Genomic DNA, 23,097 nt, shown 5'->3' with positions numbered 1-23,097 from the left:
CATTAAGCTGTAACTGTTACTGCAACGGTTGCTGTTTTAGCTCCACTTTCTGTAGTGACTGTAATCGTAGAAGTCCCTGCTGAAAGTCCTGTTACAAGGCCTGTAGGCGATACTTTCGCCACCGAAGTATCACTCGACTTATATGTCACCTTTTTGTTTGTGGCATTGTTAGGAGCGATAACCACGCTTAATTGTTTAGTAGCATTCACAGCGATCGATGCTGTTGCAGGTGTAACTTTTACACTCGTAACAGGTACTGCTTTTTCTGTCGCTTTCCCAAATTCACCTGTTTTCTCACCAGGTTTTTCAAATGCACTCCTTGCAAATGCTATAACGGAATCAGGAAACTTCGGTAATTGTCCTGGTTTGGATTCACCGATGACCTGTAACGTGCAGGAGATTTCTTGGAAACTGTCGCCTGGATTCGATATCTCTACTGATTCAACTAATGTGTATGCAAAAATAGCATCATGAACATCTTCATTCGCATCATTTTTGACTGTATTTAAATCAACTTGCCAAACTTTTAGCTGTACCTTTTGACGAATGGCATCTACAATTGCCTTTTGTCCTGGATCTGTTTTGTCACCAAACATCATAACTTCGAAGGATTCACTCGATTGTCCGTAAGCGAGAATCCGTCCAAACTTCGTCTGTTCATCAACTAATTCATTTTCGATTGAGTGACTATTTTCAGTTAGATGCCCGATGAGGTACCCATCCTCACCTAACGCATTTGTAGCAAGCTGGACAATTAAAACTGTATCCTTACCGTTTTGCATGTGTAATTTCCCCTCCTAAAAGAAAAACAGCCCCATAAAGGACTGTTAAATATTCTGCACTTTATATTGCACCACTAAGACGCCATGCTTTACGCCGGGGCTATTGTCATCAAAAACACGGGAGTCACGTCTTTTGACACTTAGCACCCTAGCTCTCGGAAGCTTGTAATTTTGAGCCAGTAGCGCTTGTTGAGAAGCTGATAGCATCTCATACACCTTCCGTTTTCCACTGTACGCATCGTTATCCATCCACCAAGCATGAATCGTAAAAGTTATCGTTTCGATATTGCTCGTTTTCGTGTCAAAAGGCGATGAATAAGGCTCTGCAATCGTCACATAGGGATAAGGCGTATTTTCATCGACAGCATCGTACACACCTAAATCCTCTTCACTTTTTCGAGTGATAGTTGTCAGAGCTTCACAAGCAATCAACTTTTGGTAGATAGCTTGCTGCAACTCGAAATAAGGCAGCGCATAATAATTGGTCATAAGCCTAAACGCCTCATTTCTGTTTTAAAATACGCTTGTCCAGCATCAACTGCTGGCCCCCAGAATGGTTGAGCTTTCATTCCCTCAGATGTCACATAACGACCTAGTTTTAGACTGTAATAAGTCCATGGGATTTTCTTTGCACGACTGCCTCCTGGCCCCTCTGCATGTACGCCAGTACCGTATTCCACCCATATTTTGTGGTCAGCCCCAACAGTAACAACGGCATTATACTTCCCTAGCTTCTTCATTTCGATGGAGTCACGCAAGCTACCATCATCGACTGGCGCAAGTGCCTTAGCCTCTGTCTGAATAAGCCTCGCTGTTTCAAAAACAATGTCTGATACTTTCTCTAAAATACCTTCTTCAAAACGTTGCGCGGCTCTTAATAAATTCCGTCCACTGAAAGTAATTCTAGCCATTATGACAACACCAACTTTAAAGCCACACGCATGATTTCGTGTTGGCCACCTTGATCTTCAGGACGTCCTGCAAACTCGTATATTTCACCTTCAAAGCGTAATCGCATGGCTGATGATAAATCTGTGCGATATGGGTAGTACATGTACCTATCTAAACTATTACTTAGTTGTTGCGCGTAATACTGCTCTTTGCTTGTTGGTGTATCAACAAACGCTTCAATAGTATCAACCGGCATCCACTCCGTTTTATATCCTCCCGCACCATCAGAAATGCGTTGCTTCTCAACGACTTCGACTGTATGAGGAAATTCATCGTAATGCATGAAACTTCACCTTCTTATATGGCCGTAAATAGGTCCAAATGGCTTTTGGAAACTCTGTGTCATAAGAATAGGAGACTGTCCCCATAACACGTCCTTTTAACCCTGTTGTTTGCATATTGAATTGTATAGCCTTGGCAATGAACAGTTGCACACCTTGAGGCATCGTTTTAGGACACCACGTACCATTACAATGGTCTATCGCTAATTCAAATAAAATAGGTGCCATTGCACAATAAAACGCATCATGCTTAGCACCCGTATCGCCATTTAACTGTTTAAGCTGCTCGATTTCTTCTTGAGTTGGTTGCCACATATTGACCACCTACTTTTCAGTTTCTGCTTCTGCTTTTTTAGTAATGGTACGTTTAGGCTTCTCTGCTTGTATTTCCTCAAATTCACCTGAACGCAAAAGGCGAGCACCGTGTTCTTCAGTGACCGCCCATGTGATACCCGTATTTACGTTTTTTACGAACATTTTTAAACCCCTCCTTACGCTGGTCGTCTAGCTGAAAGTACCGCTAAAGCTTCTGGGCGCACCACTTTACATCCTGATAAATGAAGGCCCTTTACCGCATCCGCAAACCGTTTCTCCATACGATAACCTTCGACTTGTGACGCTTGTTCAGCATACGTCCATGCCATATTATGTCCGGCAATAATTTTTGAGTTTGCGACGACTCCTTGAAAACCTGTATCGATAAATGGCGCATTATTGGATTTCATAAGTAAGAAACCGGCTGCACGACCTACAACACCGTTAATCAAACGTTCATCAGCTGGTAATGCACCTGAACCGACAAAGCGATCATCTTTTAATAAAAGCCCTTCATACCAAGGTGGCAAAACAGCAAATCGACCCTGTGTCGGAATGTTGGATTCATCCAATTTCGTTGAAAGGTCCACAAGGTACTCATAAGCATTTTCTTTCGTTACTTTAATCGGATCCGTGTCTTTACCGATTGTGTTTGCAGCATGAACGTAGTGTGATGCTATAAATTGATCTGCGACATTCGATAAGGCATAAGCCGCTTCACGCATTGCATGATCCATTAATTTAGGATTTTGTTGAATTTTATCTAAATCATCAATTTGGAAGTTGAAGAACTTTGATTGGTCAATCACTAAATTACGCGTGTGGTCTGTCAGTTCCTCTGGATCCTTCATATCTTTGTTTCGAGTATAATCCCCTACGGATACAGCACCAATACCATTGATTTTTACTGTGTCACCGTAAGCCTTGATTTCACCTTCATAATCACGGTTGATGACACTAGCTTGTCCGAATACTAATGACTTTTGTAAATTGTGCAAAAGTCGAGCTGACCAAATTGTTGGAATAAAGTTTTTAATCGTCATTTCGAAATTTCCTCCTTACAAATAAACAGTTATAGTAAATTATTTTTCACGATTTCATCCCAATTCGCATTGATTTCATCCGTTGTCATGTTCATTACAGCCTCTTTGGTTAGTGTTGTTGGATTCCCTCCTTTTTGTGGTGGTGGTGTTCCACCGTCTTTGAAGCGTTTATCCACTTCTGCCTGAACAGCTGCGTTAAATTCCACTTCAAGTACTCCTAAATTAGCCTTTGTCTTTTCAGCATCTTCACCGACAAAGTACTCTACTAACTTACTTGGTAAACGCTTTTCAGTTGCAATAGATAACGCCTGATTAATTAACTTTTCACGTGCAGCTTCTTTTTGTGATTGCTCAAATTGCGCCTTTAACTCACGCAATTGTTTTGCTTCCTCCGTTTCCGGTGGATAACGCTTTACAATTTCCTCTTCTAGTTTCTTTGGAAGAGTTTTCGTTTCATACGTTTTAATCGCTTCCGTTACACGTGTATCAGCAAATGACTGCAACCATTTCTTCCCCTCATCATTGTCTTTTAGAAATGCTTGAACCGTTTCAAGTGTCAATGTAGCCCCTTGTCCGTTTCCACCATTTCCTTGTGGTGGATGATCCCCTGAAGGATTTCCTTCCCCACCACCATCAGCAAACATTTGAATAGTTAAAGGTAGATAGGTTTTTAAATAAAATGGATTGTTCTTCATGATGTCCTCCTTGCCCAATTTAGTTATTCTGTTGAATCCCTAAACTGTTCGATAGTATTTTTTCTCGTTCTTTATAGCGTCTGCGAGAAGAAAGACAAAACAAAAAGCCACTCAATGAGTGACTTTTTTATACTCTTAATTTAGTTTTATTATGCCTGTTTCAGTACCCCAGAATCCGGTCTGGACTTGTAAATCAAGGCCCGTTAATCCTGGTGGAACTTCAAACACTACATTACCAGTTAAAGCAAGCCCGGGATTGATTCCTTCATATGTAAAGTATTTATCATCTGCTATGATTATTGTTGAAGGTGAATATTCAGCTCCATTACTAGAAATTAATTTAAAGAAACTTGAATCAGTGTTAATCATTTCTGTTCCATCATTACGAACAGTCACATTCACAGTTAAAAACACTGCCCCTGCTGCATCGGGCTCATACTTCATAAACCCATCAGATGCACTAATTTCATTCACTTCTTCAATTGAATTTACTTTAAAAGCAACTTTACCTACAATAAGCTCTTCACCAATTCCAACATGTCCATTTTCTTTAGCACTCGATTCAGATTTTTCCTCACTATCTTCATTACTAGTTGAAGACGTAACAGGAGCTTTTTCTTTATCCGCCGATTCATTGGTATCTTCGCCACCCAAAGAAGTGACAATGACTATTAAAAGAATTAAAGCTACAATACCACCACAACCAAACTTAAATGCCTTTTTCATAAAAAAATTCCTCCCTTTATAAAAAATTCATCTCAATATAAATATAAATAATCAGGGAAGATTCGACAATATTCTCAGCTGAAAAAATTGAATTTTTTTAATAGAAAAACACCCTCAAATGAGAGTGTTTGACTAAATTAATAGGATTTTTCATAAAACACTATTGTTATATTATCGTTTATTTTCTTTATTTCACCTGTTTTTTTATAACCTAACTTTTCATACAGGTAACAAAGTCCTTCTTCTTGCATTATGGTATCCAACTCCCATAATTTTGCATCATGGTATATCAGTTCTATTTTCTCAAAGACTTTTTGAGCTATTCCTTTTCCTTGATATTCTGGCAATATGAATATAGGACTGACACGAAAAGAATTATTGCCCAACTTTACAATTCTAATGCCTCCAATTGTATCTTCAAAGTATTTGATTAAATAGTAATCTGTTGTTTTTTGATTAATCCGTGCGATAATTCTTTCTAAGGATTCGTTGGCAGGGTTTGTATCATAATCTTGGTATTTTTCTAATAATGGCAGAAATGCTTTAACTTGCATTTCATGTATCGTCACTGAATCATCTAAGTTTGCTTTACATAATGAAACTCCCATAAAATATATACCGCCTTTAGTTAAAAATTTGTTTTCATATACTAATTAATATTAATATAAATTACCAAAAACATAATGTTAGATTTAATTTGTATACTTTAAAAATCCTTGTTGAACTAAAGACCCTATTACGCTAGATACTTTTACACATCCCTTGATTGTAAAGGTTGTAAAGTTATATCATCAACAAAAACTTCAAGTTCATAATTTTCCATATCACGAGAATCTAAGATGTCTCTAAAATATTCCTCTGTTAGTTCTTTGTATTGTGTTTTTTCAATTCTAACTGTAAGTACTTTTTCTTCTGGACTTAACCCCATAGCATGTACAGTGAATTTCTCCTGTGCATCATCAAAAATTTGACCAGAAAACAATTCATTAATATTATTTACAGCCTCTTTCTCTCTAAATTCATCTCCTTGTACGATAAAGAGGAAAAATCCAGTGGTTATTACTAAACATAATCCTATTATTGAATTCTTCAAAAAATCACCTCGATTCTAATAGAAATTATATACTTTAATTGAATTATACTCACTTTACATTACATTTTATATACTTTTAAGGAAATATAACCCTAATATAAACTTTCCGTCAGTTGGATATAACAAAGCCAGCTAAGCGTTCTTTGGTAACATATCTTATAAAACTGTTATTGAGTTATATGTCTCAATGGTGGATTAAACGCTAAACAACACTGTTTAACTAACCTGAACAGTTAGTTTAAGTGCATTTTATCACAACTCCGCTTGAGTTTTAACATAAATATCCAAATGAATTGCGATTACTAAGCAAGATGTAAAAGAGTGATACATAGTATTTATGACTATTATGTATCACCCTTTATATTTTTTACTTTTATATTTCAGGTCTTGATTTGTGATAATGCGTTTGCATAAGTTACATAAAACTCTATTTCTGATTTACGTCTTTGAAGTTCATGAAACATTATAGACATTAACTTTTGACAACCATGACCTTTATTTAATGCTGCATTCACCGCCAAATAAAGTAGGTGTATTTCTCTGTCACCCATTTCATTCACCACACTTTTGCTCCAATCGCGAAAATCATTCGTTAGTGGTGGTGTCAGATTATAAAACTCTGAATAATGGATCATAGCTTGTAAACAGCATTCACTTGGAATTTCCACAGTTCTCCCTCCTGGGAGTAACATCCACTTTTAATTAATAACATTTTCGGTTATTATATTAATGATAAGGTTTAGAGTGAATGTCACTCAGATTTAGTACCGCATTTCAAGTTGCCGCTTGGAATGTGGTTTTTTATTTTATTAATTTTAATTGAGATTTTTCTTTTCTCCTTTGTTCATTCAGTATTTTCTTGCTACATTCTGAACAATAATGTGAAGTAGAACTAAAATCTATTCCCTCATTTAACATTTTAATTAGTTCTTCAAATTCAACTTTACATTCTTTGCTACATTTGGGACACATAGTATAAAATTCATCCTCATAAATTTCTACCCTAATTTCTTTTCCTTCAAATTGTTCAGTTTTTAAGTAAATCATTACACACCCAACCCTTCTGCATTTATTTTATGAACAATTGCCATGTCCTTTACAACAGCTAAATAAATTTCTATTAATTTTACATCTTCTGCAATAATATCTAGCTTTGAGACACTGTCTATCTTTGATTTAGGCACACCATTCAAAGCCATTTCTCTCCTTCGATTTGTCAATCGTCTTTCTAATCTGCAATGTGCTCGATCTTCTAATTTCTCATAACTTTCATTTCGAACTATTCGGTACTCTTCAAAACCACCACGTACAACTGCGATTTTATTTAATAGGATAGTTGTTTTTTTACGCCATTCATTTGGATTCAATGATATAATTTCCTTTATATTTTCTTGTTGCTTCTCTACATTTTCTAGCCGTTGTTTAACATCTTTCATAGACTGAGCTTGCATAATAATTAGATCTTCAATAGATTTTGGTTTATTCAAAAAGGCTTCTTCTAATACATCTTTTGCTCTTAATTGAAAATCTACTAATCTTTGAACTGTCCAAGGTCTTTCTCTTTGCATAGAAGGTGTAAGAGTTATTTTTGCTAACCATAATGGTAAGAACCCTAATTCAACACATAAAACCTCTTGTTTACCACCTTTTGTAGGTAGTATGAAATTTCGTCCTCCTTTAGATAACACTAAATCCTGCTGAAATTTTTTTCGTTCTGCTTTTGTTTGACCTTCAGATAGTCCCAACCCCTGGCAAACCCATTTAACACCGGCATGAATTTTTCCATCGTTTGTTTTAATAGCCAATAATTCAATTCCGTTGAAAGGAACCATCTTTTCTTCTACTACTTGTAAATCATCCATAAGTAATTCTCCTTTCTAAAAATAATTAACAATCTATATTTTTCGAAATACATCAGGAAATAATTTCTCAATAGGTTCTCCATATAAATCTTGAAACTTTAGCATAGTTTTAATAGACGGGTTTCTACCTCCTTCTTCCAATTTACGGACAAATATTTCTGACAAACCTATGTTTGATGCTACTTCCTTTCTTGTATATCCAGCATCAATTCTTTTTGTCATTAGAACGTTTCGCAAAATTAACAACTCCTAACAGATACAAAATGTATCATTGGTTCTATTAACAGAATAATTGATACAGAATGTATCGTCAATATTTTTCGATACATTTTGTATCAAAAGTTTTTTTTGTTACATAATGTATCTATAATAAATACATCCACTTTTATTGGAGTGATTTCATTTGTTAGGTAAAAATTTAAAAAAATTAAGAGGTAAACGAACTCAAGAAGAAATCGCAAAAGCGGTAGGACTATCACGAGCTCGTTATGCCCATTATGAAAATGATATACGTGAACCTGATTTAGAAACATTAGAAAGATTTGCAGATTTTTTTGATGTTTCAATTGATTACCTTCTTGGTCGTACAGAAAAACAAAAGCTTGCTCCTCAAGAAGAAGATGCAGACTTACAAGCCTTTGCTTACAATCCAGAACTACAGAAGTTTTACAAAGAACTTCCATATTCGAAAGAAGAGGCAGTTCAGAGATTACGTGACATTTGGGAAATTTTAAAACATGAAAATTAATAATGAATACTTAACCAGTCAAACTACTCTCTGCATAAGAAGCTGAATAAATAATACGCATAAGAAAAGTCACAAACGTTGATTTAACAACATTCGTGACTTTTTGATGTACGTCCAAACTTTGTTTTGGAACGTTATATTAAATTTTGTTGTATTAAATACAAGTTCATTTCTCAAAATTCAGATTCATTTTGTATAAAGACTCTGTTGTTTTAAAGGATAATGGTTATTTGACAACAGTTGTAATAACAATACTCTTGCATGCTCATGGATTTTACATTCCTTAAAGAAATGATTATAGTTTGCTATCAGGTCTTCAAGAAATTCATATTGATTATAATATTTAAAAAAGGCTTATATAGCATGTCAATTTGTCCTTCTGGAATTTGATTTGTATCATCATTTAAGACATAACTTAATGTTCCTGCTATGTTCGAACAGTAGAAACGAAAATCTTCATAGAAATCCACCTCTTCCTCATCGGACAAATTCAAAAATTCTGTTCGAAAATCTTCACTTATTTTATTAATATCTTCAGTAGGAAATGGCTTTCTTAATTCATCTTTAATTTCTGTTAATTGTTTTAAAATAGTGTTCATATTTTCTCCCTTTTAGTAGTCTAGCACAAACCTTTCCAAAGCGATGTTTGGGTGTTTTTACATTTGGAACCTTAATAAGAATCATAATAAAACAGATTTTGGTATTTGGATAAATCTAAGAGCTTCTCTCTCTTTACGTAGCCTTAAATTCAGTAATTGACATCCTTCACACAATTATTTTAATGTTTTAGTTTCTCTATCTATTAGATGTTTACTAAAATCTACCTTCGCACTTTCGTACCCAGCAGTGACTTGCCAACCAAATATGTTATTTTGGATTTTCACGTTTGATGTCGTATTAATAACATCTGAACCATTTGTTCTTAATAGCAAATAATAAGTATTAGAAATTTCTGTTTCAACAACATCTATTAACTGTGTAGAATCATTTTCAAACACAGTTGTTATATATTTTTCAATTGCTTCATCACGAGTTGAAAAATGAGTCGAATCTTGATAAATACCAAAAGAAATAATCATTATGACCACGATTGAAAATAAGTAAATCAATAATTTTTTATTCTTATTTTTCATGCTGCCCTCCTCCTTTACTTTTCTAGAAGTTAATTCGACGCCCTACAAAAAGTACCAGCTTATTAAACTAAACAGCGCCGTTAGTTTAAGTACTTTGCTTCACAAACTTAATTAAACCTTAACATAAATATCCAAATATTTCTTATTGAGAGTTATACTACAATCTTGCCCTTTAATGAAAACGACCGCTGATTCTTGTTACAGAATCGCGCCCTATTGTTGAAGATTGTTATTGAACTAAAGCACCCGTAATCACAATAAACTTTTTGATTTACTTTAATGAATTAGAGAATGGTGAAGGTTGATTTTCCCAATCAATTGGTCCCTCATTAGGTTCAATAAATTTTCGCCAATATTCTCCACTTTGCTTATCAAATATTATTATATTACTATCATTTGGAGAGATTAACTCATACCTGAATAATTCATGCTCTGTTTTATTAACTTGTTCAGATTTTAAAGATTGTGATATTAACCATGAACCTAATAAAATACATATTCCTAAGAAAATAATAGAAAAAGACATTAAATGTTTGTTCATCTACTTGCCCCCAATTAAAATAATACATTCATTTTATTTTTTAACAAAACGCTCAATTTTATATGAAAACAAACGCATTGCTTATTAAAGAATCGCGCCCTATTGTTGAACAAGATTTACATTATATTGTTAATTTTAACCTACCAATCACCAAACATATGCCTCGCAAAACTACTGTTAACCTTTTAGTTTATGCCATTTTAGATCGCTTTTAATATTACCCTCATTCCAACCATAATAATAAAGAGCATTTCCTTCTTTATCATAAGCAATTGCGTTGAGTTGATCAATTTGTTTACTAAAGGGCAGGAGAAAATGAATTGTTTCTCCCTTTGTGATGTTTTTTATTTCATCTTTATTTCCTGTTTGGATTCCAATAGAGGTTACTTCTTCATCATTAGATAAGACAACAAGTAGGGTTGCTCCTTTATCTTCATATCTAATACTAAATCCGCCAATCGTTTGTAATAGATCATTACTATAAGGAATGGATGTAGATGCACTACTACGATAAATAAAATTTTTTTGATCAATATCCACAGTAATATAGTCTTTTTTAGCATCACTTTTAAATAAATAGAAACTACTCGAATCAATTTGATATTTATCAACCAATTCGTAGTCATTTGTTATAAAAGGATTAGCCTTCGCAGCAGATAAAGGTGTTAAACGATATCCGTTAAAAATAAAAATAACTACAGCAAATAATAACAATGCAAAAACTATTCCGACTTTCTTCAAAGCTCAACCTCCTATTTCATTTTTCTTATTTATTTTTTTGACTAAATCCTCATTCATATTATTTGTATTGATTCACGTTATACATCTTTATTTTAGCATTAATATCCAATTTAATTAAGAATTGTTATTCAACAATAATAAAACTGCAGCTTTGCCAATGCTTTATTTAGAGAAACAAGATTTTTCTAATTTAACACCCTCTCATTTAGTTGATAAATACGATGAAGTCTATAATGAAATTACACAGAGAATGAAAGAAAATAAGAAAGGGAAAAAATTCTCATTCTAAGTAATTTGCTATTTCTATCATTGAATTTGTCAATCGGGCTAGTTCCTCATCAAGCGCTGATTGAGATCGCTCCGCTAACAATACTAGTTGTTGGCGGAGTATTTCTTCTACTGACAATTCATTTATTGATTTATGCTCCATTTTTCTGCTCCTTTAATTATGTGTTTTTTTTTTACATCTACTTCAAGCACTCAGTTTGAATAAGACTACCCTTCTCCGCTAAATCTCTTTCTCCACTCGTTATAACTGACATAAGGCAAAGTCACACTTGGTGGCTTAACTTCCTTGTATGCTTTGTTAAACGCCTGTCTATACGTTAGCCCTAAATCCTCCATGTAAGCATCTATACGAGCTGCTAATTTCTTTTGATACCCATCATCCATATAATCTTTACCACGTCTGTATTCAGGGAATTTACCATTTACCAAGTAAATCGTATGGCATCGACACTGAATATCCATGGATGCAACACCCCATAGCCTTGGGGCTTTTGATTTCCACTTACCGTAGTGATAATAGCCGTCTTTATCAGCCTTTTGACCGTCTAGCTTTCTATGTGATTTGCGAACTCTCGTATCAAGTGACGACATCCAAACCTTCGTTAGCCGAACGGTTTTACTCGCCTGTTCTTCTACAGCTAAATCGGCTTGTGACCGTACTCTACCACCTTCAGTTCGAGCCACAAGGATGGCTTTCTTCTTTGTCCACCCCATCGCTTGTTCTATACGATAAGCCATTTCCGTGTAGCTTTCACCTGCTTGTAGGCTTTGGGCTATTTCGATGTTTAACCGTCTAATAATGTCGTTCCTGTGGGCTTCAAATATCTTCGGAAGTGTTAAAAACTCAACTGGATTAGTTAGTGCCGTTTCAACTGATGGCAATACAAAGCCCATTTCTTCACCTGTAGATTGCTCCAAAAGGTAAGCCATCATTAAGTACATCTCAATGTATAGGCGTTCCTCTGATGCTCTTATTAGCTTAATAATCGCTTTGTAATCCGCATTAAGCTCTTGAGCGATTAGTTTCATTTCCTGATTAAAACGATTGTATTTATTAACGTCCGTCCAAGTCGCTTCACCGTTCTTACCAAACTTACGATGCATCTGTAGCATTTGGTCGAGTATGGATTTTAAACGCTTGTTAAAGACCACTTCAATGTCTTTTTCAGCCTTCTTTTCTAGTTCATCTAGGATTTTATTAATCTCTTGTTGATTCATTGTTTATCCACTTCTTCAGGATCGTCATCCAAGTCCTCTAGGTCTTTGCCATACACCTTAGTGTCCTTCTCTATCTCTTTCAACTCATAGTCTACATCATCCACAATCGACATCTTAGAAAGACGTGTTCGCTCTGACACTAGCCCTTTTAATGCTTGTGATGCCTGTGCCTCAGATAATAAATCCATTGGAACGTTTCGCTTGTACTCGAACCAAAGTTTCAAGTAATCATCTTTCGAACAGATTCCCTTCTTTGCCCATGCACTGCACAATACTTTGAATTGATAGCGTAGAGCAGTCGTGAACTTACGCTCCATCGTTTTGCATTTGTTCTCAAGTGCCATGAGTTTAAATTTCATAGCCACGCCACTTGTGTTACCGGCAAATGCTTCATCGCTAAAGTTCACACTTTTAGCTAATCGCATAATGTTCTCTTCCAAGCGATTTAGATGATTCTCAATCATTTGGTCATTGACTTCTTTGGTAAGGTATTTGATGTCCTCATCTTCACCCATCAGCTCAAAAATACCAGTGCGTGTAACCTTCTGTGCATCCTCTTCATCCATTCCCATACCTTTCAGCACCAAATACGCTAAACGCCACTGTTCAATCTCGTTAGATGCATCTGATAAAGTGCGATCGTATGCATCAATCAAGTTATACACTTTGTCCGCATCGCCCTGCAGCTCCTCATTATTTGAAATCCCAAATAAAGGACAGTAGTCGAATAAATGCTTGCGTTCATCTTTCAATACGAATGGTGAATCTTTATCTGCACGAGTGTAGAGTTTTTCAGTTGTAGCATCATAAAATACTAGCTGCTCGATTTCTACCTTTTCACCTTCAGCATCCAGTTCCGCGCTTTTAAAATAACGGAATCCATATTTAGGTTCACTTACCTCTCCAGTTTCTGAAAGGATGATAGTCTCCCATGGATCAATTACCATGGCACGTTCATTTCCTTCAGTGTCAATGTACAGTAACCGAGCAGAATACCCACAAATAGCTGTTTTCTTCCCTGATTCACTATCCAAGTCATCAATCGAATTACGCAAATTAAAAAGCTCAATAGCCTCTGTTAATGATTTAAGGCTTTGAGCTTGTTTATCTACCACATATGAAATTGGATTACCAAACATATAACCAACTTTCGTGTCCACAATTTCAGCATCAAGTGGATTATTGAGCGTATTGTTCACCTTATCATCCACACGTTGCACATGTGCATTACCCTGGGCGTAGTCTGCAGGTTTACGTGTTAAAATGGGCACTGCTTCAGCTTTATAGCGGTTATAGTTGAGTAATCGTTTATTTCGTTCGGTTTTAGTTTCCGAAATTAATTTCTCAAGTAATAGAGGAGTAACGCCTTTTTCATCGATGTATTGAATATATTCGTTCACTCTACTACCTCCTTATTTTGAATTTACACCTTTCACACTTGCTACTTCATAGTCATCTAAGCCATACCACATGGCTGAAAAAGTGTGAGGGTCAATATTAAATTCATCTTCAATGATTTCATCTGTTTTAGGATCTTTCTTAAAGGTAAGTTCCTTCAATTCACGAATTGTATTGACACAAGCATCCGAACAAATGATTCGTTTGAAACGTTTCATCTTTTTTGTGTTCTCTACACGAGTTAGCTTCTTACATGGATACATTCTAAAGCCTCTTTGTTTGAAATAGGCAATTGTTTTAGGTTCAGCGTTATCTGCTTTAATAATTGACTTCTTAAGCCCAAGTTCCTCAAGCTCATCTCCTGTTTTATCATCCGTCATACCTCGCTTGTAATACTCCTGATAGATATATAGCCACTTCTTTTCATGGTCCACTACCATGCGCAAAACAGCATTGTAGGAATCAACAAAACCAAAGTCCATCCCGTTTTTTCGAATTGGTTTTCGTATAAGCGCTATTTCATCCATTACCTGTTCATGGGGCTTCGTCTCAAATTGAGGAAGCACTAACTGACCATTTACACCAAAGCGTCCATTACGTGCAACCCTGTATAAGTCGGGATCGTATAGAGCCAACTCATCTAGCTGCTCGATATAACTTTCAGGTAAGAAAAGATTATCGTCAGCAGTTGAGTGATGATAGTACGTATTGTTTACTATCATCGTTCGTTGCCGATACAACTCTTCATCTTCGAGAACAAAGTATTCTTCCATCTCATTTTTGAAGAAATGCTTATATACCCAATTTCCCTTAGACACAGGATTGGTTGACAGAATGATATACAGCTCAAGTGTTGGGTGCCGTAAGCGCCCAAGTAACTCTTTAAAACCTGCGTACTTAATCTCGCTGCATTCCTCTAACCAAATGAGTGAAATGTTGTTGATTGATTTTAGCTTTTCGGGCTTATCCATGCCTCGGAAAATGATTTTTGAACCGATAGGGAATTTAACCCGCATAGGCGAAGAACTTGTCTTCACAATGCCTCCTAGTCCTAAATCTTCAATGATTTCACTAAATAAAGAAAACGTACTTTCCCTGTGCGTATCGTAAACTTCACGAACGACTAGAGCTGTACGTTTTTCCTTAAGTAATTTAAAGATTATCTTTAATGCAGCATGATAGGATTTCGATGAACCATAACCACCAACGAGGAGTTGTGTCTTACAACGCCAGTCGAATAGGAAAGTTTCGAAATGTGGGTTTACTTCTTTTTCAATTAAAAGTGTCATTTTACTCAACTCCTTTAATACTACACGCTGAAGATGCAGGTTTAAACTTCTCACAGATACTTCAGGCTTCCCTTAAAGAGGCTCTAGATATTGAACAAAACGACAAAAAAGCAGCCAATTAAGGTTGCTTTTTTTTGCTGACAATTTGAATTTCTATAGGATCATTTTGTTTACCAGAACCAAGCTTTTCAATCTCCAATTTAGTCTTATCAATATTCAACTGGAAGTGCTCTAGTTTAAGTCTACGCTCATCATCAGCATCAGCCATCTCTACAAAATGACGAATTGAAGAACGCAACTCCCCGATTGCTCTCGATTGAGCAGTGAGTAGTTGCGCCTGTCGTTCCCATGCAAATTGGAAGTTGTATTCAGTTTCATGTGAAGGATTTTTACCACCTTGCACCTTCTCTCGTTTAAGCTCTTTTATGATTTCGTCTTTTGATTCGACTTGCATAATACGTTGAGCTCGAATAATAGCAGCATACTGTATCTGTATTTGATCCCAGATTAGATCTGCTGGAGAACGTTCATTCATTGCCTCCATGATTTCGAGTGTTTCTTCGGGTAGGAACTTTTGAAAGAAGCCATGCTTTAGTGCATTTGTGTTTCGTTTCGGAGGCGAAGCGTTTGTATTACCTTTATTCCCTTTTGCATTGTTGTTTCCTATTGGTGCACCGCGGTTTCTACTTTCTGTCTCTATCTCGTTGTCGGTTGCAACCTTACTCGAAATACTTGCAGCCTTGGCTGTTTTGGTTGCATCTTTTTCAGTTGCATCCCTCGACCAATTTTCACGGCTCTTTCGACTCTTTAATGTACCAAGCTTTATTCCATGCTTTTCAGCAAGACCAGCTAGTGTAATCTTTGTGGTTTGCCACTCATGTTTAATTTCATGCCAGTTAGCCACTTCTCATAACACCACCTCCGAAATTCAAAATAAAAAGCCACGCTCGAATGAACATGACTAGTATGTATCAATTATCTTTAGATTTAAGATTTTTTTCTAGCGCATCAAAAGCTTCTTTCAATAATTTAGAAGTAGATTTATTTTTAGATTTAATAATCATTCTTTCAACTCCTATTATTATTCTTTCCCTAAAATCGGGATACTTTTTACAGTTACTTTTGAAAGTTGTTCCTCAATTTCAACCTTTTTCCTTACTAGTTCTATAGTATTTAGTCTAGACTTCCACATGAGATATAAGTCTATTGTATTATTGAATAATGTCTCTTCGTTTCCGTTTCTCATGTAACAATATAGATCATAATTATCTTCTACGAATTTGCAAAAAGTAGACGCTAAGGGATTAAAGGCCATTTGTTCATCGGCTAATCCAGTATTCATGGCTGCACTAAAAAACTCCAATTGATTTGTCAAAGTTACAATTTCACATCGATATTTTTCTTTTACACTACTTGTAATTTTTTCGGGTTTAAAGCGACTTAAAAAAGCTAATTCATTTATATTAAAATCTTGAAATTCTTTATTTTTCATAATTATAATTTTATCTTTATCTAACTTTTTTTCTTTCTCACTATTTTCCGGAATAAATTCGGTGGCAAACCAGTTTAAAAACTCTATACTCTTATCTACTGCAGCCCTTTTATTTTTCGTTTCTACATCACGTTTCATAACTTTTAATTGTTTAATACCTATAAAAACCCCAACCACTAAACCAATACTTGCAATATAATAAAGAATTAATAAAATTTCTTTGAATATTTCGTAGTTTGTCATTTTCTCACCTCCCACCCCATCATAATCCAGGGAGGTAAAATTTTGTAATAATATTTTGATCTAAAAAAGCCTTACCGTGCTAACGATAAAGCTTCGCATTCCTCTATTATTGTGGTAAAACTGTCGAGTTAGCTCACTTCTAGCAACCGTGGTAGAGCTACACCACGTTAATTGCGGTATTGTTTTCTAGCTCTATTGTGCATTTCCGTGCACTTTATTGGAAAGTAATTTCTTAAAAAAATATTGGCCGTCCATGTTTGTCGCATTCCGGATTAATCTGCCAAGCACTGGTCGGTCGTCGGTCTGTCTTTCCCTAATATTTAGTTTTTTATAAATACCAAGGGAGGCAACCTTTACCGCACCGAACCTACCTCCGAGTTTACAATACATATTTTCAAACACAAATTATCTTACATGTTTTACATTTGTTTCGTTTGTTACATTTGTTCCAAACGTTACATTTACAAAATTCTTTCCGTATGAACTTGTAAATCTTCACCATTTAAATTGGTGATTTTAATTTTATAAGTACCTGGATTAATTGAACCATATATATTGCCGTCAGATTTGTTCTTCCCCTTTGAACCTTCCAAAACGTTATATATTCCCGTATCTATATACGTACCTTTACTATCCAATTTTAAAAGACGATATTCAATTTTCGCTTCTAATCGTTTTGATTCTGAAGTTGTGCTTTGTTTAATTTTATCCAATTTCAGCTCATCAATATATTCAGTTACTACAAATTCTTCTGTACTTGCAGAAGATACAATATTATTTAATTGCCAAGCTATATTATTGTCTTCGGTTTCATCCTTAGCAGCTATCGAATTGGATAACCCCATAGATAATAAAAAAAGACCTAGTATCAACAAATAACTAATTATCCCTATATTTTTTTTCACATTACTGTCCCCTTTCAAAAGCATTACTCAACTCTAACCATTTCTATATAAATTAAGAAAATTCCTTCTCTCTCTATTAAACTACTCCGTTAGATGAAGAAACAATACTTATAGAAATAACTAAAAGAAGCAGCCTTTCGGCTACTTCATCTCATCATCTGACTCAAAATATTATTTCTTACTCTAAAAATTGTCGTACTTGAAAGTCCCATATGTTTACCAATAGCTCGCATACTATCACCATCCAGCAATCTATGAAGGACTTCCACTTCTCTATCGCCTTCTACTGACGGAATACGTTTTTGTATCTCCGCAATCTTCTGCTCATATTCCTTAATGCGATAATTAAGTGCATAAACTCTGCGTTGTACTTCTGTAAACACCGGATCACTTATACCTCCACTAGCCTTCGGTAATGTTGCCTCAATACCATACATAGCTATTTTAGCTCCAATATAGCTGTTATTATCCATTTTCGCAACCGGTTGTCTTGCTTCCTCAATGGTTTCAACCATCCATCTATAATTCTTTATCCACTGCAGTAAATTCTCTTTCGTTACTTTAATTTGCCCTTGTTTGCCCATCAGGTTAGCCCCCCTTAAGCTGTGGTATAATGCTAACTAGAAGGCTCAAGTGGCATAAACCAATTCTATGCTGTAGCGTATGACCACGCTGCAGCTTTTCCTATGTTATAATTTACATAAATTACATATTGAGGTGATGTTAGTTATGGAAAATAATAAATTAACCTGCAAGTCCTGCGGCTATAATTCATTCGGCGAAGGTAAACTTGATGGACCTGCTAAAATAAGACCCGTTAACAATAGTCTCTCTATAGGATCTCCACTTATTTTTACTGTGTGTAATTGCGGAGAAGTAGCTTCAATTAAAGTTACTAAACCTCAAAAGTTCAAATAGTTTCGTACAAGCTGTAGCGTCTGCAAACGTTTCGGCTTTTTATGGTACAATTTACACAAAATACATAACGAGGTAATTCAATGGACATATTTTCAGATATATCACTTGGTGGAAGTCTTTTATTTTTTATACCGCCTATGATTTTACTGCCGGTTGTAATGGTAGTATGCGTAGCAATCTACAAAACGTTATTCGGAAAAATCTTGCCGACAAAGATATATAATTTCTTTATTGGACCAATTGCCCTACTTGGTTTCTTTATATGGGCAATCCCTATGAATATGGGGTTTTAAGTTTTTTAGAGCGATATTATAATCGCTCTTTCTTCTTAATTTCCTCATTTTGTTCAGTAAATCATTTTTCCTCTTTATAAGACTCCAAAAGTTCAATTAATGCTGGAACGGCTTCTTCATTCAAAGAATACCTATCATTCATATAAAAGCTTCCTGTATTTGCAGTCGCGTAATACCATATATCAATGATTTCTTTCGAGTTATCACCGTACATCACTTCAAGCTTATATAAAGGACCTTCATCTGTATGAGGTTGGGATGATATAGTGGCATCTTGCATTGCATCTTCAAAAAGTTTTATTTGAGTGGCATTTTCAACTTCTTGTTTATCTAACTTAGCATTTGTTCCTTGTCCAATCACAATTATTTTTTGAATTTCATCTGCAAACTCAAAAGTTTTCATCTCTTCATTATTACAACCGACAAGAAACAACAAAACGAATATTATAAACATTTTTTTCATTAGATCCCAGACCTCTCAATATTTGTTTAATAGATTAGACTTAAAATCCATTAAACAGTTACAAACTGCCGAAACTTTTATTTACTCACATTTTTTATAAATTATTCAATAATCTTAACATTCTTCAGATCATTCATATCTGCCCTCCTACACCTTCTCAAAAAAACGATAGTTGTATATACCCACGCTCAATTATTCGAGGATTGATCCACAAACTTTCACATTTTTCTTTCGTGGCTTCGGTTGTGGCCATCTTTGAAATCCTTGTCCAACCTTGTAAAATATCATTGTACATATCGTTGTTGTAGCCACTAATCATGGCAAATCCCCTATGTTGATTCAGAGCCAGTAATAATGTTTCATGTTGTTCATTCGTCATTTCATAAGCATAGTGTCGTTTTGTACGTGTGGTTAATAAATACGGTGGATCACTGTATATCAAACAATCCTCTTTGTTATATCTGCGTATCAGAGTTGCAGCATCTAAATTTTCAATTTGGACATGCTGTAATCGCTCCGTTGCTTCTAAAACGATAGCTGGTAGCTTACGCCAATCAGGTAAGGCACTAAATGTTTTCGAGTCTACATTGTGACGCCACCCTGTACGAACACTTGTTTTTCCTCCCCTAGACATCCAACAACGAACTAAGAATACCCTTGCTCTTTCTAACGCATTTAATTCATCCTTCAATGCTGTAAATGATTCGTTGTATTCTTGCCTTGAATAGGGTGTTAGTTGAATTTGTTGAGCCAGTTGTTCAGGCTGGTCGCGTATGACTTTGAATAGATTGACGATATTGCCATCTAAATCATTTATTGTTTCGATACGTGCAGGTGGCTTATTGAATAAGACAGCACCACTACCGAAGAATGGCTCAAGATACACCTCATGCTCGGGCATTTGGTTTACTATCCATCTAGCCAGATTCCATTTAGAACCGACATAATTTAAAACTCGCTTCAAACACAATCACCTCCCGTTATTGCACATTTTTTCGCATAATCCTCAAATTGTGCAGTAAATGAATCAATACAATGTTCTATAAATATCCTAACTATGCTATTATTTTATAATCAGTAATTCCAAATGTTAGGTGGTTTCAGAATGACTCTAAAAATTGTTAAAACTCTATTGTCAATCATCCTTGTGTTCCTGTATTATTTAGGCTTTTGGACGGCTAACCCTAATATAAAAATTGTATTTTTCTTTCTTATGGTCCTCTTTATTTTTGAAATAGGTGTTGAAACTGGTAAGAAGCGAAAGGACAGAATCTAACCGGTAAGTTTTCATATTCTCTCAGACATGATCTATTCGTAACATTACCCAGTCTCATGAAGCCTTCACCTCTTCAGTAACTGCAATTGCATAATCCAAAGTCTCGTCCTGTGTGCTAAGCCCTTTCAGCACGCGTAAAGCTTCAAGGTTCTGATAAAACCCTATCTCGTTTTCTTTGTACTGATATTTTTTGTAGAGGCCTATGTGTAACACCAGCTGATCAATTAAGTATTGTTCACCCATTCCTCGTCCCTCGCTTTAATTTGATTCTTGCTATATATCAAAATACGCTTAGGCTTCCCATACTTTTTACCAACCTCATCTCTCGACATGCCATGCGCTAGCCAGCAATGCTTTTTCGTGATGATGGTTCCAATGTGATGACAGCCAGGCACAGGGCATTTCAGCAGTTCTCCATTTGGTGCATACCATGTGAAATTTTTAGTCATTTGTATCACACACCACCAATTTATTAAAAGCCTTGCGATTACCAGTTTCCAAAGCAATATCGATAGCAGCCGCTTTGTAATTTTGTTTGTTGAATTCCTCAAGCTCATCCATAAGGTTTTTTAGTTCCCACTCACATTAACTTGCTCCATCCTTTAAACTTGAACATCTTCAACCTCCCACTGCCTGATGTGATCTATCACTCTATCTATTTCTGCTAAATCTATTTTTTGATTGGCTTGTAAAGCTTTTAAACTTCTGATAATGTCATAAGCTCTTTCAATAGCTAAGTCGTAATCTTCCAACACCATATTTGTTTCAACCGCACCCAAAGCCCCGTAAATTGCCTTACGATGCTTGATTACTGCTAATACATCCACCATATAAAACCTCCTCCAATAAACGGTAATATCTGATTTACGATTGATAATGCATCCATTCCAAACATCATGGCAGCCGCTGCAACTTGTCCATCCGTAATTTGTATCCACTGCATGAATGTAGGCATATCGATGGTTTTAGTTTCTTTTTCAAATTTAGAAATACACGAACGGCTGCGATGTAGTTTGTCCGCTAATTCTTGTTGTGTGAGATTGGCTTTTACTCGTAGCGCTTTTAAAATTGCTCCGTATGACATTGGTCTCACCTCCTCTCAATGTTCCAAGCCGGAACAAGGGATAGCATAAGCAGAACCAATTGTTGTTGATAGTTGAGGTAAAATAGTGTCAAGAAGTTGTATGCCCAATCACTTAAGTAAGTACGTAGGGCTTAATTGGTCTTAATGCTTTTAGTGAATGAGGGGCTAACCCTGTATTTAAATCAATCCACTGTGTGTTGGCTTCAACCCATTGCATAAATAAGTGAGAGGGTACTAAAACACCCGCTTCTCGCAATACCGGAAAATCGGCTCTTGCAAGTAACGATGAAGCCTTTGTATCCGCAATTCGAAGCAATTTTTTTAACTCTTCTTTCGTTAAAAACGGTGGCAACTGTTGAATTTGTACATATGTCCCCTGTAAAGTTGCTTCCATCTCCTCGCGAATCATCGTGCGAAACTCAAGCATCATATTCTTCTTAAAATCCTCGCTAAACATTACCAGCCCTCCAATCTATAGGCTGCTTTGACTAGCAGCCTCTTCCAAAGTAACTTTTCGAGGAATCCAAGAATTGATATAACCCAGTACTAGTTGTAAATCTTGACGACGAATATCTTTGTAACTAGCTACTGCAAAGCGATCTTTAATTTCACGATATAATTCGCGGAAAAGTTTTGGACGAACTGAAGGATCTAGATCAAATTCATAGACCTTTGTCGCTACAGCCTTTTGTACAGCACGTTGTTCACCAGAAGTTAGGGTGATTTGCTCCTCAACCTTTTCATTGATAAGTGACAGTTCTCTACGAATTTCGTGTTGTTCTTTTTTAATCTCCTGCGTATCTTCAACCAAATCTGCAGTAGTACGAAGAACTGTGACAAGTGCTTGGTCTTTTGATAACGGCACAATTTTTTCTTTCATGTTGTAGTACTCGTCTACTAGTTTTTCATAGGCATCCCACGCTCTATCGGTGTTAAGAGATTTTGCGTGTAACCATGCTCCCTTTTCTGTCCAAAGATACAAAGAAGCTGTATTTTTCTTAACTAACCCTAAAATTTCGAAGTGGTCCTTGAATGCTTTTAACTCTTCACCTTGTAGATAAAAGAAGTGCTTCCCTACCTTGTACCGCTCTTTATTGTTACTAAAGTTTTGTTGTACTAATTTTTCTTCTGCGCCATAACTGTCTGCAATTTGAGCTGTTGTTAATACACGCTGATTGTCATGTACGATTACTTGTAATGGATTCATAAATAACCTCCTATTTTTGAAGTCTTCCAATCTGCAAGCTAGTAGTAGATTGAATATGATAAATTCCATTCAATGAAATCACTTACCAATCTTGATAAGTTCCACGTTAAGT

At 35.7% G+C, this 23,097-nt stretch carries 37 protein-coding genes; 2 read left to right on the top strand and 35 right to left on the bottom strand.

From position 1 onward, the window contains the following. Positions 1-2 precede the first annotated feature (2 nt). The 15 genes from ACIQ1H_RS05255 to ACIQ1H_RS05185 all read right to left on the bottom strand — a co-directional run bounded on the left by ACIQ1H_RS05255 (position 3) and on the right by ACIQ1H_RS05185 (position 7,985). Complete coding sequence (locus ACIQ1H_RS05255; protein WP_402887058.1) at positions 3-782, bottom strand: phage major tail protein, TP901-1 family; 780 nt, start codon at positions 780-782, stop codon at positions 3-5. 45 nt (positions 783-827) lie between these two features. Continuing rightward, positions 828-1,271 carry a DUF3168 domain-containing protein gene (locus ACIQ1H_RS05250; protein ID WP_402887056.1) on the bottom strand — a complete coding sequence of 148 codons (444 nt, stop codon included), beginning with the start codon at positions 1,269-1,271 and terminating at the stop codon, positions 828-830. Then, a complete protein-coding gene (locus tag ACIQ1H_RS05245) occupies positions 1,268-1,693 on the bottom strand; it encodes an HK97-gp10 family putative phage morphogenesis protein (protein ID WP_402887055.1) in 426 nt (141 codons plus the stop codon). The genes ACIQ1H_RS05250 and ACIQ1H_RS05245 overlap by 4 nt, the downstream gene beginning before the upstream one ends. Further along, positions 1,693-2,016 carry a phage head closure protein gene (locus ACIQ1H_RS05240; protein WP_402887053.1) on the bottom strand — a complete coding sequence of 108 codons (324 nt, stop codon included), beginning with the start codon at positions 2,014-2,016 and terminating at the stop codon, positions 1,693-1,695. The genes ACIQ1H_RS05245 and ACIQ1H_RS05240 overlap by 1 nt, the downstream gene beginning before the upstream one ends. Next, a complete protein-coding gene (locus tag ACIQ1H_RS05235; RefSeq protein WP_402887052.1) occupies positions 2,003-2,329 on the bottom strand; it encodes a head-tail connector protein in 327 nt (108 codons plus the stop codon). The genes ACIQ1H_RS05240 and ACIQ1H_RS05235 overlap by 14 nt, the downstream gene beginning before the upstream one ends. Before the next feature lie 9 nt (positions 2,330-2,338). Next, entirely contained in the window at positions 2,339-2,491 is a 153-nt protein-coding gene (locus ACIQ1H_RS05230; RefSeq protein WP_402887050.1) for a DUF7302 family protein, read from the bottom strand. A gap of 14 nt (positions 2,492-2,505) precedes the next feature. Then, positions 2,506-3,372: a phage major capsid protein gene (locus ACIQ1H_RS05225; RefSeq protein WP_402887048.1), complete on the bottom strand. Its 867-nt coding sequence runs from the start codon at positions 3,370-3,372 to the stop codon at positions 2,506-2,508. A 29-nt stretch (positions 3,373-3,401) separates the two neighbouring features. Then, positions 3,402-4,067: a DUF4355 domain-containing protein gene (locus ACIQ1H_RS05220; RefSeq protein ID WP_402887047.1), complete on the bottom strand. Its 666-nt coding sequence runs from the start codon at positions 4,065-4,067 to the stop codon at positions 3,402-3,404. A gap of 135 nt (positions 4,068-4,202) precedes the next feature. Next, positions 4,203-4,793 (bottom strand): DUF4352 domain-containing protein, encoded by a 591-nt coding sequence (locus ACIQ1H_RS05215; RefSeq protein ID WP_402887045.1) that lies wholly within the window; start codon positions 4,791-4,793, stop codon positions 4,203-4,205. 137 nt (positions 4,794-4,930) lie between these two features. Beyond that, complete coding sequence (locus ACIQ1H_RS05210) at positions 4,931-5,401, bottom strand: GNAT family N-acetyltransferase (RefSeq protein ID WP_402887043.1); 471 nt, start codon at positions 5,399-5,401, stop codon at positions 4,931-4,933. Positions 5,402-5,544: 143 nt separating this feature from the next. Beyond that, positions 5,545-5,886, bottom strand: coding sequence for a YolC/YozM family protein (locus tag ACIQ1H_RS05205; RefSeq protein WP_402887041.1), 342 nt, complete (start codon positions 5,884-5,886; stop codon positions 5,545-5,547). 380 nt (positions 5,887-6,266) lie between these two features. Beyond that, positions 6,267-6,554, bottom strand: a complete 288-nt coding sequence (locus ACIQ1H_RS05200; RefSeq protein WP_402887040.1) for a hypothetical protein — start codon at positions 6,552-6,554, stop codon at positions 6,267-6,269. 133 nt (positions 6,555-6,687) lie between these two features. Next, positions 6,688-6,933, bottom strand: coding sequence for a hypothetical protein (locus tag ACIQ1H_RS05195; RefSeq protein WP_402887039.1), 246 nt, complete (start codon positions 6,931-6,933; stop codon positions 6,688-6,690). Further along, entirely contained in the window at positions 6,933-7,748 is an 816-nt protein-coding gene (locus tag ACIQ1H_RS05190; protein WP_402887037.1) for a phage antirepressor N-terminal domain-containing protein, read from the bottom strand. Before ACIQ1H_RS05190 ends, ACIQ1H_RS05195 begins: the two co-directional genes overlap by 1 nt. A 33-nt stretch (positions 7,749-7,781) precedes the next feature. After that, positions 7,782-7,985, bottom strand: coding sequence for a helix-turn-helix transcriptional regulator (locus ACIQ1H_RS05185; protein WP_402887036.1), 204 nt, complete (start codon positions 7,983-7,985; stop codon positions 7,782-7,784). Positions 7,986-8,151: 166 nt separating this feature from the next. Here ACIQ1H_RS05185 and ACIQ1H_RS05180 point away from each other — a divergent pair, with 166 nt between their 5' ends. Further along, positions 8,152-8,496 carry a helix-turn-helix domain-containing protein gene (locus tag ACIQ1H_RS05180; protein ID WP_402887034.1) on the top strand — a complete coding sequence of 115 codons (345 nt, stop codon included), beginning with the start codon at positions 8,152-8,154 and terminating at the stop codon, positions 8,494-8,496. 308 nt (positions 8,497-8,804) lie between these two features. On the opposite strand, the gene ACIQ1H_RS05175 is transcribed toward ACIQ1H_RS05180, so the two are convergent. The 12 genes from ACIQ1H_RS05175 to ACIQ1H_RS05120 all read right to left on the bottom strand — a co-directional run bounded on the left by ACIQ1H_RS05175 (position 8,805) and on the right by ACIQ1H_RS05120 (position 18,328). Then, positions 8,805-9,095 (bottom strand): YxiJ family protein, encoded by a 291-nt coding sequence (locus ACIQ1H_RS05175; RefSeq protein WP_483869765.1) that lies wholly within the window; start codon positions 9,093-9,095, stop codon positions 8,805-8,807. Positions 9,096-9,269: 174 nt separating this feature from the next. Further along, entirely contained in the window at positions 9,270-9,629 is a 360-nt protein-coding gene (locus ACIQ1H_RS05170; RefSeq protein ID WP_402887032.1) for a hypothetical protein, read from the bottom strand. Between the two features lie 271 nt (positions 9,630-9,900). Then, entirely contained in the window at positions 9,901-10,170 is a 270-nt protein-coding gene (locus ACIQ1H_RS05165; protein WP_402887031.1) for a hypothetical protein, read from the bottom strand. Positions 10,171-10,347: 177 nt separating this feature from the next. Next, on the bottom strand, positions 10,348-10,911 hold the full coding sequence (locus tag ACIQ1H_RS05160) for a hypothetical protein (protein WP_402887029.1): 564 nt from the start codon (positions 10,909-10,911) through the stop codon (positions 10,348-10,350). A gap of 280 nt (positions 10,912-11,191) precedes the next feature. Then, a complete protein-coding gene (locus ACIQ1H_RS05155; protein WP_402887027.1) occupies positions 11,192-11,341 on the bottom strand; it encodes a hypothetical protein in 150 nt (49 codons plus the stop codon). 65 nt (positions 11,342-11,406) lie between these two features. Further along, on the bottom strand, positions 11,407-12,417 hold the full coding sequence (locus ACIQ1H_RS05150; protein WP_402887025.1) for a phage head morphogenesis protein: 1,011 nt from the start codon (positions 12,415-12,417) through the stop codon (positions 11,407-11,409). Further along, positions 12,414-13,817: a phage portal protein gene (locus tag ACIQ1H_RS05145; protein WP_402887023.1), complete on the bottom strand. Its 1,404-nt coding sequence runs from the start codon at positions 13,815-13,817 to the stop codon at positions 12,414-12,416. Before ACIQ1H_RS05145 ends, ACIQ1H_RS05150 begins: the two co-directional genes overlap by 4 nt. Before the next feature lie 12 nt (positions 13,818-13,829). Further along, complete coding sequence (locus tag ACIQ1H_RS05140) at positions 13,830-15,092, bottom strand: PBSX family phage terminase large subunit (RefSeq protein ID WP_402888551.1); 1,263 nt, start codon at positions 15,090-15,092, stop codon at positions 13,830-13,832. Positions 15,093-15,222: 130 nt separating this feature from the next. Further along, entirely contained in the window at positions 15,223-16,008 is a 786-nt protein-coding gene (gene terS / locus ACIQ1H_RS05135; RefSeq protein WP_402887021.1) for a phage terminase small subunit, read from the bottom strand. A 177-nt stretch (positions 16,009-16,185) separates the two neighbouring features. Continuing rightward, positions 16,186-16,839 carry a DUF4760 domain-containing protein gene (locus ACIQ1H_RS05130; RefSeq protein WP_402887019.1) on the bottom strand — a complete coding sequence of 218 codons (654 nt, stop codon included), beginning with the start codon at positions 16,837-16,839 and terminating at the stop codon, positions 16,186-16,188. Positions 16,840-17,300: 461 nt separating this feature from the next. Next, positions 17,301-17,744, bottom strand: coding sequence for a hypothetical protein (locus ACIQ1H_RS05125; protein ID WP_402887018.1), 444 nt, complete (start codon positions 17,742-17,744; stop codon positions 17,301-17,303). Between the two features lie 146 nt (positions 17,745-17,890). Further along, a complete protein-coding gene (locus ACIQ1H_RS05120) occupies positions 17,891-18,328 on the bottom strand; it encodes a hypothetical protein (protein ID WP_402887016.1) in 438 nt (145 codons plus the stop codon). 414 nt (positions 18,329-18,742) lie between these two features. On the opposite strand from ACIQ1H_RS05120, the gene ACIQ1H_RS05115 reads away from it, so the two are divergent. Beyond that, complete coding sequence (locus ACIQ1H_RS05115) at positions 18,743-18,955, top strand: hypothetical protein (RefSeq protein ID WP_402887014.1); 213 nt, start codon at positions 18,743-18,745, stop codon at positions 18,953-18,955. A 61-nt stretch (positions 18,956-19,016) separates the two neighbouring features. On the opposite strand, the gene ACIQ1H_RS05110 is transcribed toward ACIQ1H_RS05115, so the two are convergent. The 8 genes from ACIQ1H_RS05110 to ACIQ1H_RS05075 form a co-directional block, all read right to left on the bottom strand. Further along, positions 19,017-19,418 carry a YhfM domain-containing protein gene (locus ACIQ1H_RS05110; protein WP_402887013.1) on the bottom strand — a complete coding sequence of 134 codons (402 nt, stop codon included), beginning with the start codon at positions 19,416-19,418 and terminating at the stop codon, positions 19,017-19,019. Between the two features lie 157 nt (positions 19,419-19,575). Continuing rightward, entirely contained in the window at positions 19,576-20,382 is an 807-nt protein-coding gene (locus tag ACIQ1H_RS05105) for a DNA adenine methylase (protein ID WP_402887012.1), read from the bottom strand. A 366-nt stretch (positions 20,383-20,748) separates the two neighbouring features. Next, positions 20,749-20,937, bottom strand: coding sequence for a hypothetical protein (locus ACIQ1H_RS05100; protein ID WP_402887010.1), 189 nt, complete (start codon positions 20,935-20,937; stop codon positions 20,749-20,751). Then, complete coding sequence (locus ACIQ1H_RS05095) at positions 20,919-21,143, bottom strand: hypothetical protein (RefSeq protein ID WP_402887008.1); 225 nt, start codon at positions 21,141-21,143, stop codon at positions 20,919-20,921. The genes ACIQ1H_RS05100 and ACIQ1H_RS05095 overlap by 19 nt, the downstream gene beginning before the upstream one ends. Positions 21,144-21,296: 153 nt before the next feature. Beyond that, positions 21,297-21,524 carry a hypothetical protein gene (locus tag ACIQ1H_RS05090; RefSeq protein ID WP_402887006.1) on the bottom strand — a complete coding sequence of 76 codons (228 nt, stop codon included), beginning with the start codon at positions 21,522-21,524 and terminating at the stop codon, positions 21,297-21,299. Then, on the bottom strand, positions 21,509-21,778 hold the full coding sequence (locus ACIQ1H_RS05085) for a helix-turn-helix domain-containing protein (protein WP_402887004.1): 270 nt from the start codon (positions 21,776-21,778) through the stop codon (positions 21,509-21,511). Before ACIQ1H_RS05085 ends, ACIQ1H_RS05090 begins: the two co-directional genes overlap by 16 nt. Before the next feature lie 112 nt (positions 21,779-21,890). After that, a complete protein-coding gene (locus tag ACIQ1H_RS05080) occupies positions 21,891-22,235 on the bottom strand; it encodes a DNA-binding protein (RefSeq protein WP_402887002.1) in 345 nt (114 codons plus the stop codon). Positions 22,236-22,250: 15 nt separating this feature from the next. Beyond that, positions 22,251-22,985: an ORF6N domain-containing protein gene (locus tag ACIQ1H_RS05075; protein WP_402887000.1), complete on the bottom strand. Its 735-nt coding sequence runs from the start codon at positions 22,983-22,985 to the stop codon at positions 22,251-22,253. Between the last annotated feature and the right edge of the window lie 112 nt (positions 22,986-23,097).

The sequence above is a fragment of the Lysinibacillus sp. NPDC097279 genome, assembly GCF_044761745.1.
In the GTDB taxonomy this organism is placed as follows: Bacteria; Bacillota; Bacilli; order Bacillales_A; family Planococcaceae; genus Lysinibacillus.
The sequence above is the reverse complement of the archived record's forward strand: the minus strand, read 5'-3'. Positions and strand labels throughout refer to the sequence as shown.

Bases quoted from the DNA above. Each gene is read 5' to 3' on its own strand.
- ACIQ1H_RS05255 (WP_402887058.1), bottom strand. From the start codon at position 782: ATGCAAAACGGTAAGGATACAGTTTTAATTGTCCAGCTTGCTACAAAT.
- ACIQ1H_RS05250 (WP_402887056.1), bottom strand. From the start codon at position 1,271: ATGACCAATTATTATGCGCTGCCTTATTTCGAGTTGCAGCAAGCTATC.
- ACIQ1H_RS05245 (WP_402887055.1), bottom strand. From the start codon at position 1,693: ATGGCTAGAATTACTTTCAGTGGACGGAATTTATTAAGAGCCGCGCAA.
- ACIQ1H_RS05240 (WP_402887053.1), bottom strand. From the start codon at position 2,016: ATGCATTACGATGAATTTCCTCATACAGTCGAAGTCGTTGAGAAGCAA.
- ACIQ1H_RS05235 (WP_402887052.1), bottom strand. From the start codon at position 2,329: ATGTGGCAACCAACTCAAGAAGAAATCGAGCAGCTTAAACAGTTAAAT.
- ACIQ1H_RS05230 (WP_402887050.1), bottom strand. From the start codon at position 2,491: ATGTTCGTAAAAAACGTAAATACGGGTATCACATGGGCGGTCACTGAA.
- ACIQ1H_RS05225 (WP_402887048.1), bottom strand. From the start codon at position 3,372: ATGACGATTAAAAACTTTATTCCAACAATTTGGTCAGCTCGACTTTTG.
- ACIQ1H_RS05220 (WP_402887047.1), bottom strand. From the start codon at position 4,067: ATGAAGAACAATCCATTTTATTTAAAAACCTATCTACCTTTAACTATT.
- ACIQ1H_RS05215 (WP_402887045.1), bottom strand. From the start codon at position 4,793: ATGAAAAAGGCATTTAAGTTTGGTTGTGGTGGTATTGTAGCTTTAATT.
- ACIQ1H_RS05210 (WP_402887043.1), bottom strand. From the start codon at position 5,401: ATGGGAGTTTCATTATGTAAAGCAAACTTAGATGATTCAGTGACGATA.
- ACIQ1H_RS05195 (WP_402887039.1), bottom strand. From the start codon at position 6,933: ATGATTTACTTAAAAACTGAACAATTTGAAGGAAAAGAAATTAGGGTA.
- ACIQ1H_RS05190 (WP_402887037.1), bottom strand. From the start codon at position 7,748: ATGGATGATTTACAAGTAGTAGAAGAAAAGATGGTTCCTTTCAACGGA.
- ACIQ1H_RS05175 (WP_483869765.1), bottom strand. From the start codon at position 9,095: ATGAACACTATTTTAAAACAATTAACAGAAATTAAAGATGAATTAAGA.
- ACIQ1H_RS05170 (WP_402887032.1), bottom strand. From the start codon at position 9,629: ATGAAAAATAAGAATAAAAAATTATTGATTTACTTATTTTCAATCGTG.
- ACIQ1H_RS05165 (WP_402887031.1), bottom strand. From the start codon at position 10,170: ATGAACAAACATTTAATGTCTTTTTCTATTATTTTCTTAGGAATATGT.
- ACIQ1H_RS05155 (WP_402887027.1), bottom strand. From the start codon at position 11,341: ATGGAGCATAAATCAATAAATGAATTGTCAGTAGAAGAAATACTCCGC.
- ACIQ1H_RS05150 (WP_402887025.1), bottom strand. From the start codon at position 12,417: ATGAATCAACAAGAGATTAATAAAATCCTAGATGAACTAGAAAAGAAG.
- ACIQ1H_RS05130 (WP_402887019.1), bottom strand. From the start codon at position 16,839: ATGACAAACTACGAAATATTCAAAGAAATTTTATTAATTCTTTATTAT.
- ACIQ1H_RS05120 (WP_402887016.1), bottom strand. From the start codon at position 18,328: ATGGGCAAACAAGGGCAAATTAAAGTAACGAAAGAGAATTTACTGCAG.
- ACIQ1H_RS05115 (WP_402887014.1), top strand. From the start codon at position 18,743: ATGGACATATTTTCAGATATATCACTTGGTGGAAGTCTTTTATTTTTT.
- ACIQ1H_RS05110 (WP_402887013.1), bottom strand. From the start codon at position 19,418: ATGAAAAAAATGTTTATAATATTCGTTTTGTTGTTTCTTGTCGGTTGT.
- ACIQ1H_RS05100 (WP_402887010.1), bottom strand. From the start codon at position 20,937: ATGGGTGAACAATACTTAATTGATCAGCTGGTGTTACACATAGGCCTC.
- ACIQ1H_RS05095 (WP_402887008.1), bottom strand. From the start codon at position 21,143: ATGACTAAAAATTTCACATGGTATGCACCAAATGGAGAACTGCTGAAA.
- ACIQ1H_RS05090 (WP_402887006.1), bottom strand. From the start codon at position 21,524: ATGGTGGATGTATTAGCAGTAATCAAGCATCGTAAGGCAATTTACGGG.
- ACIQ1H_RS05085 (WP_402887004.1), bottom strand. From the start codon at position 21,778: ATGTCATACGGAGCAATTTTAAAAGCGCTACGAGTAAAAGCCAATCTC.
- ACIQ1H_RS05080 (WP_402887002.1), bottom strand. From the start codon at position 22,235: ATGTTTAGCGAGGATTTTAAGAAGAATATGATGCTTGAGTTTCGCACG.
- ACIQ1H_RS05075 (WP_402887000.1), bottom strand. From the start codon at position 22,985: ATGAATCCATTACAAGTAATCGTACATGACAATCAGCGTGTATTAACA.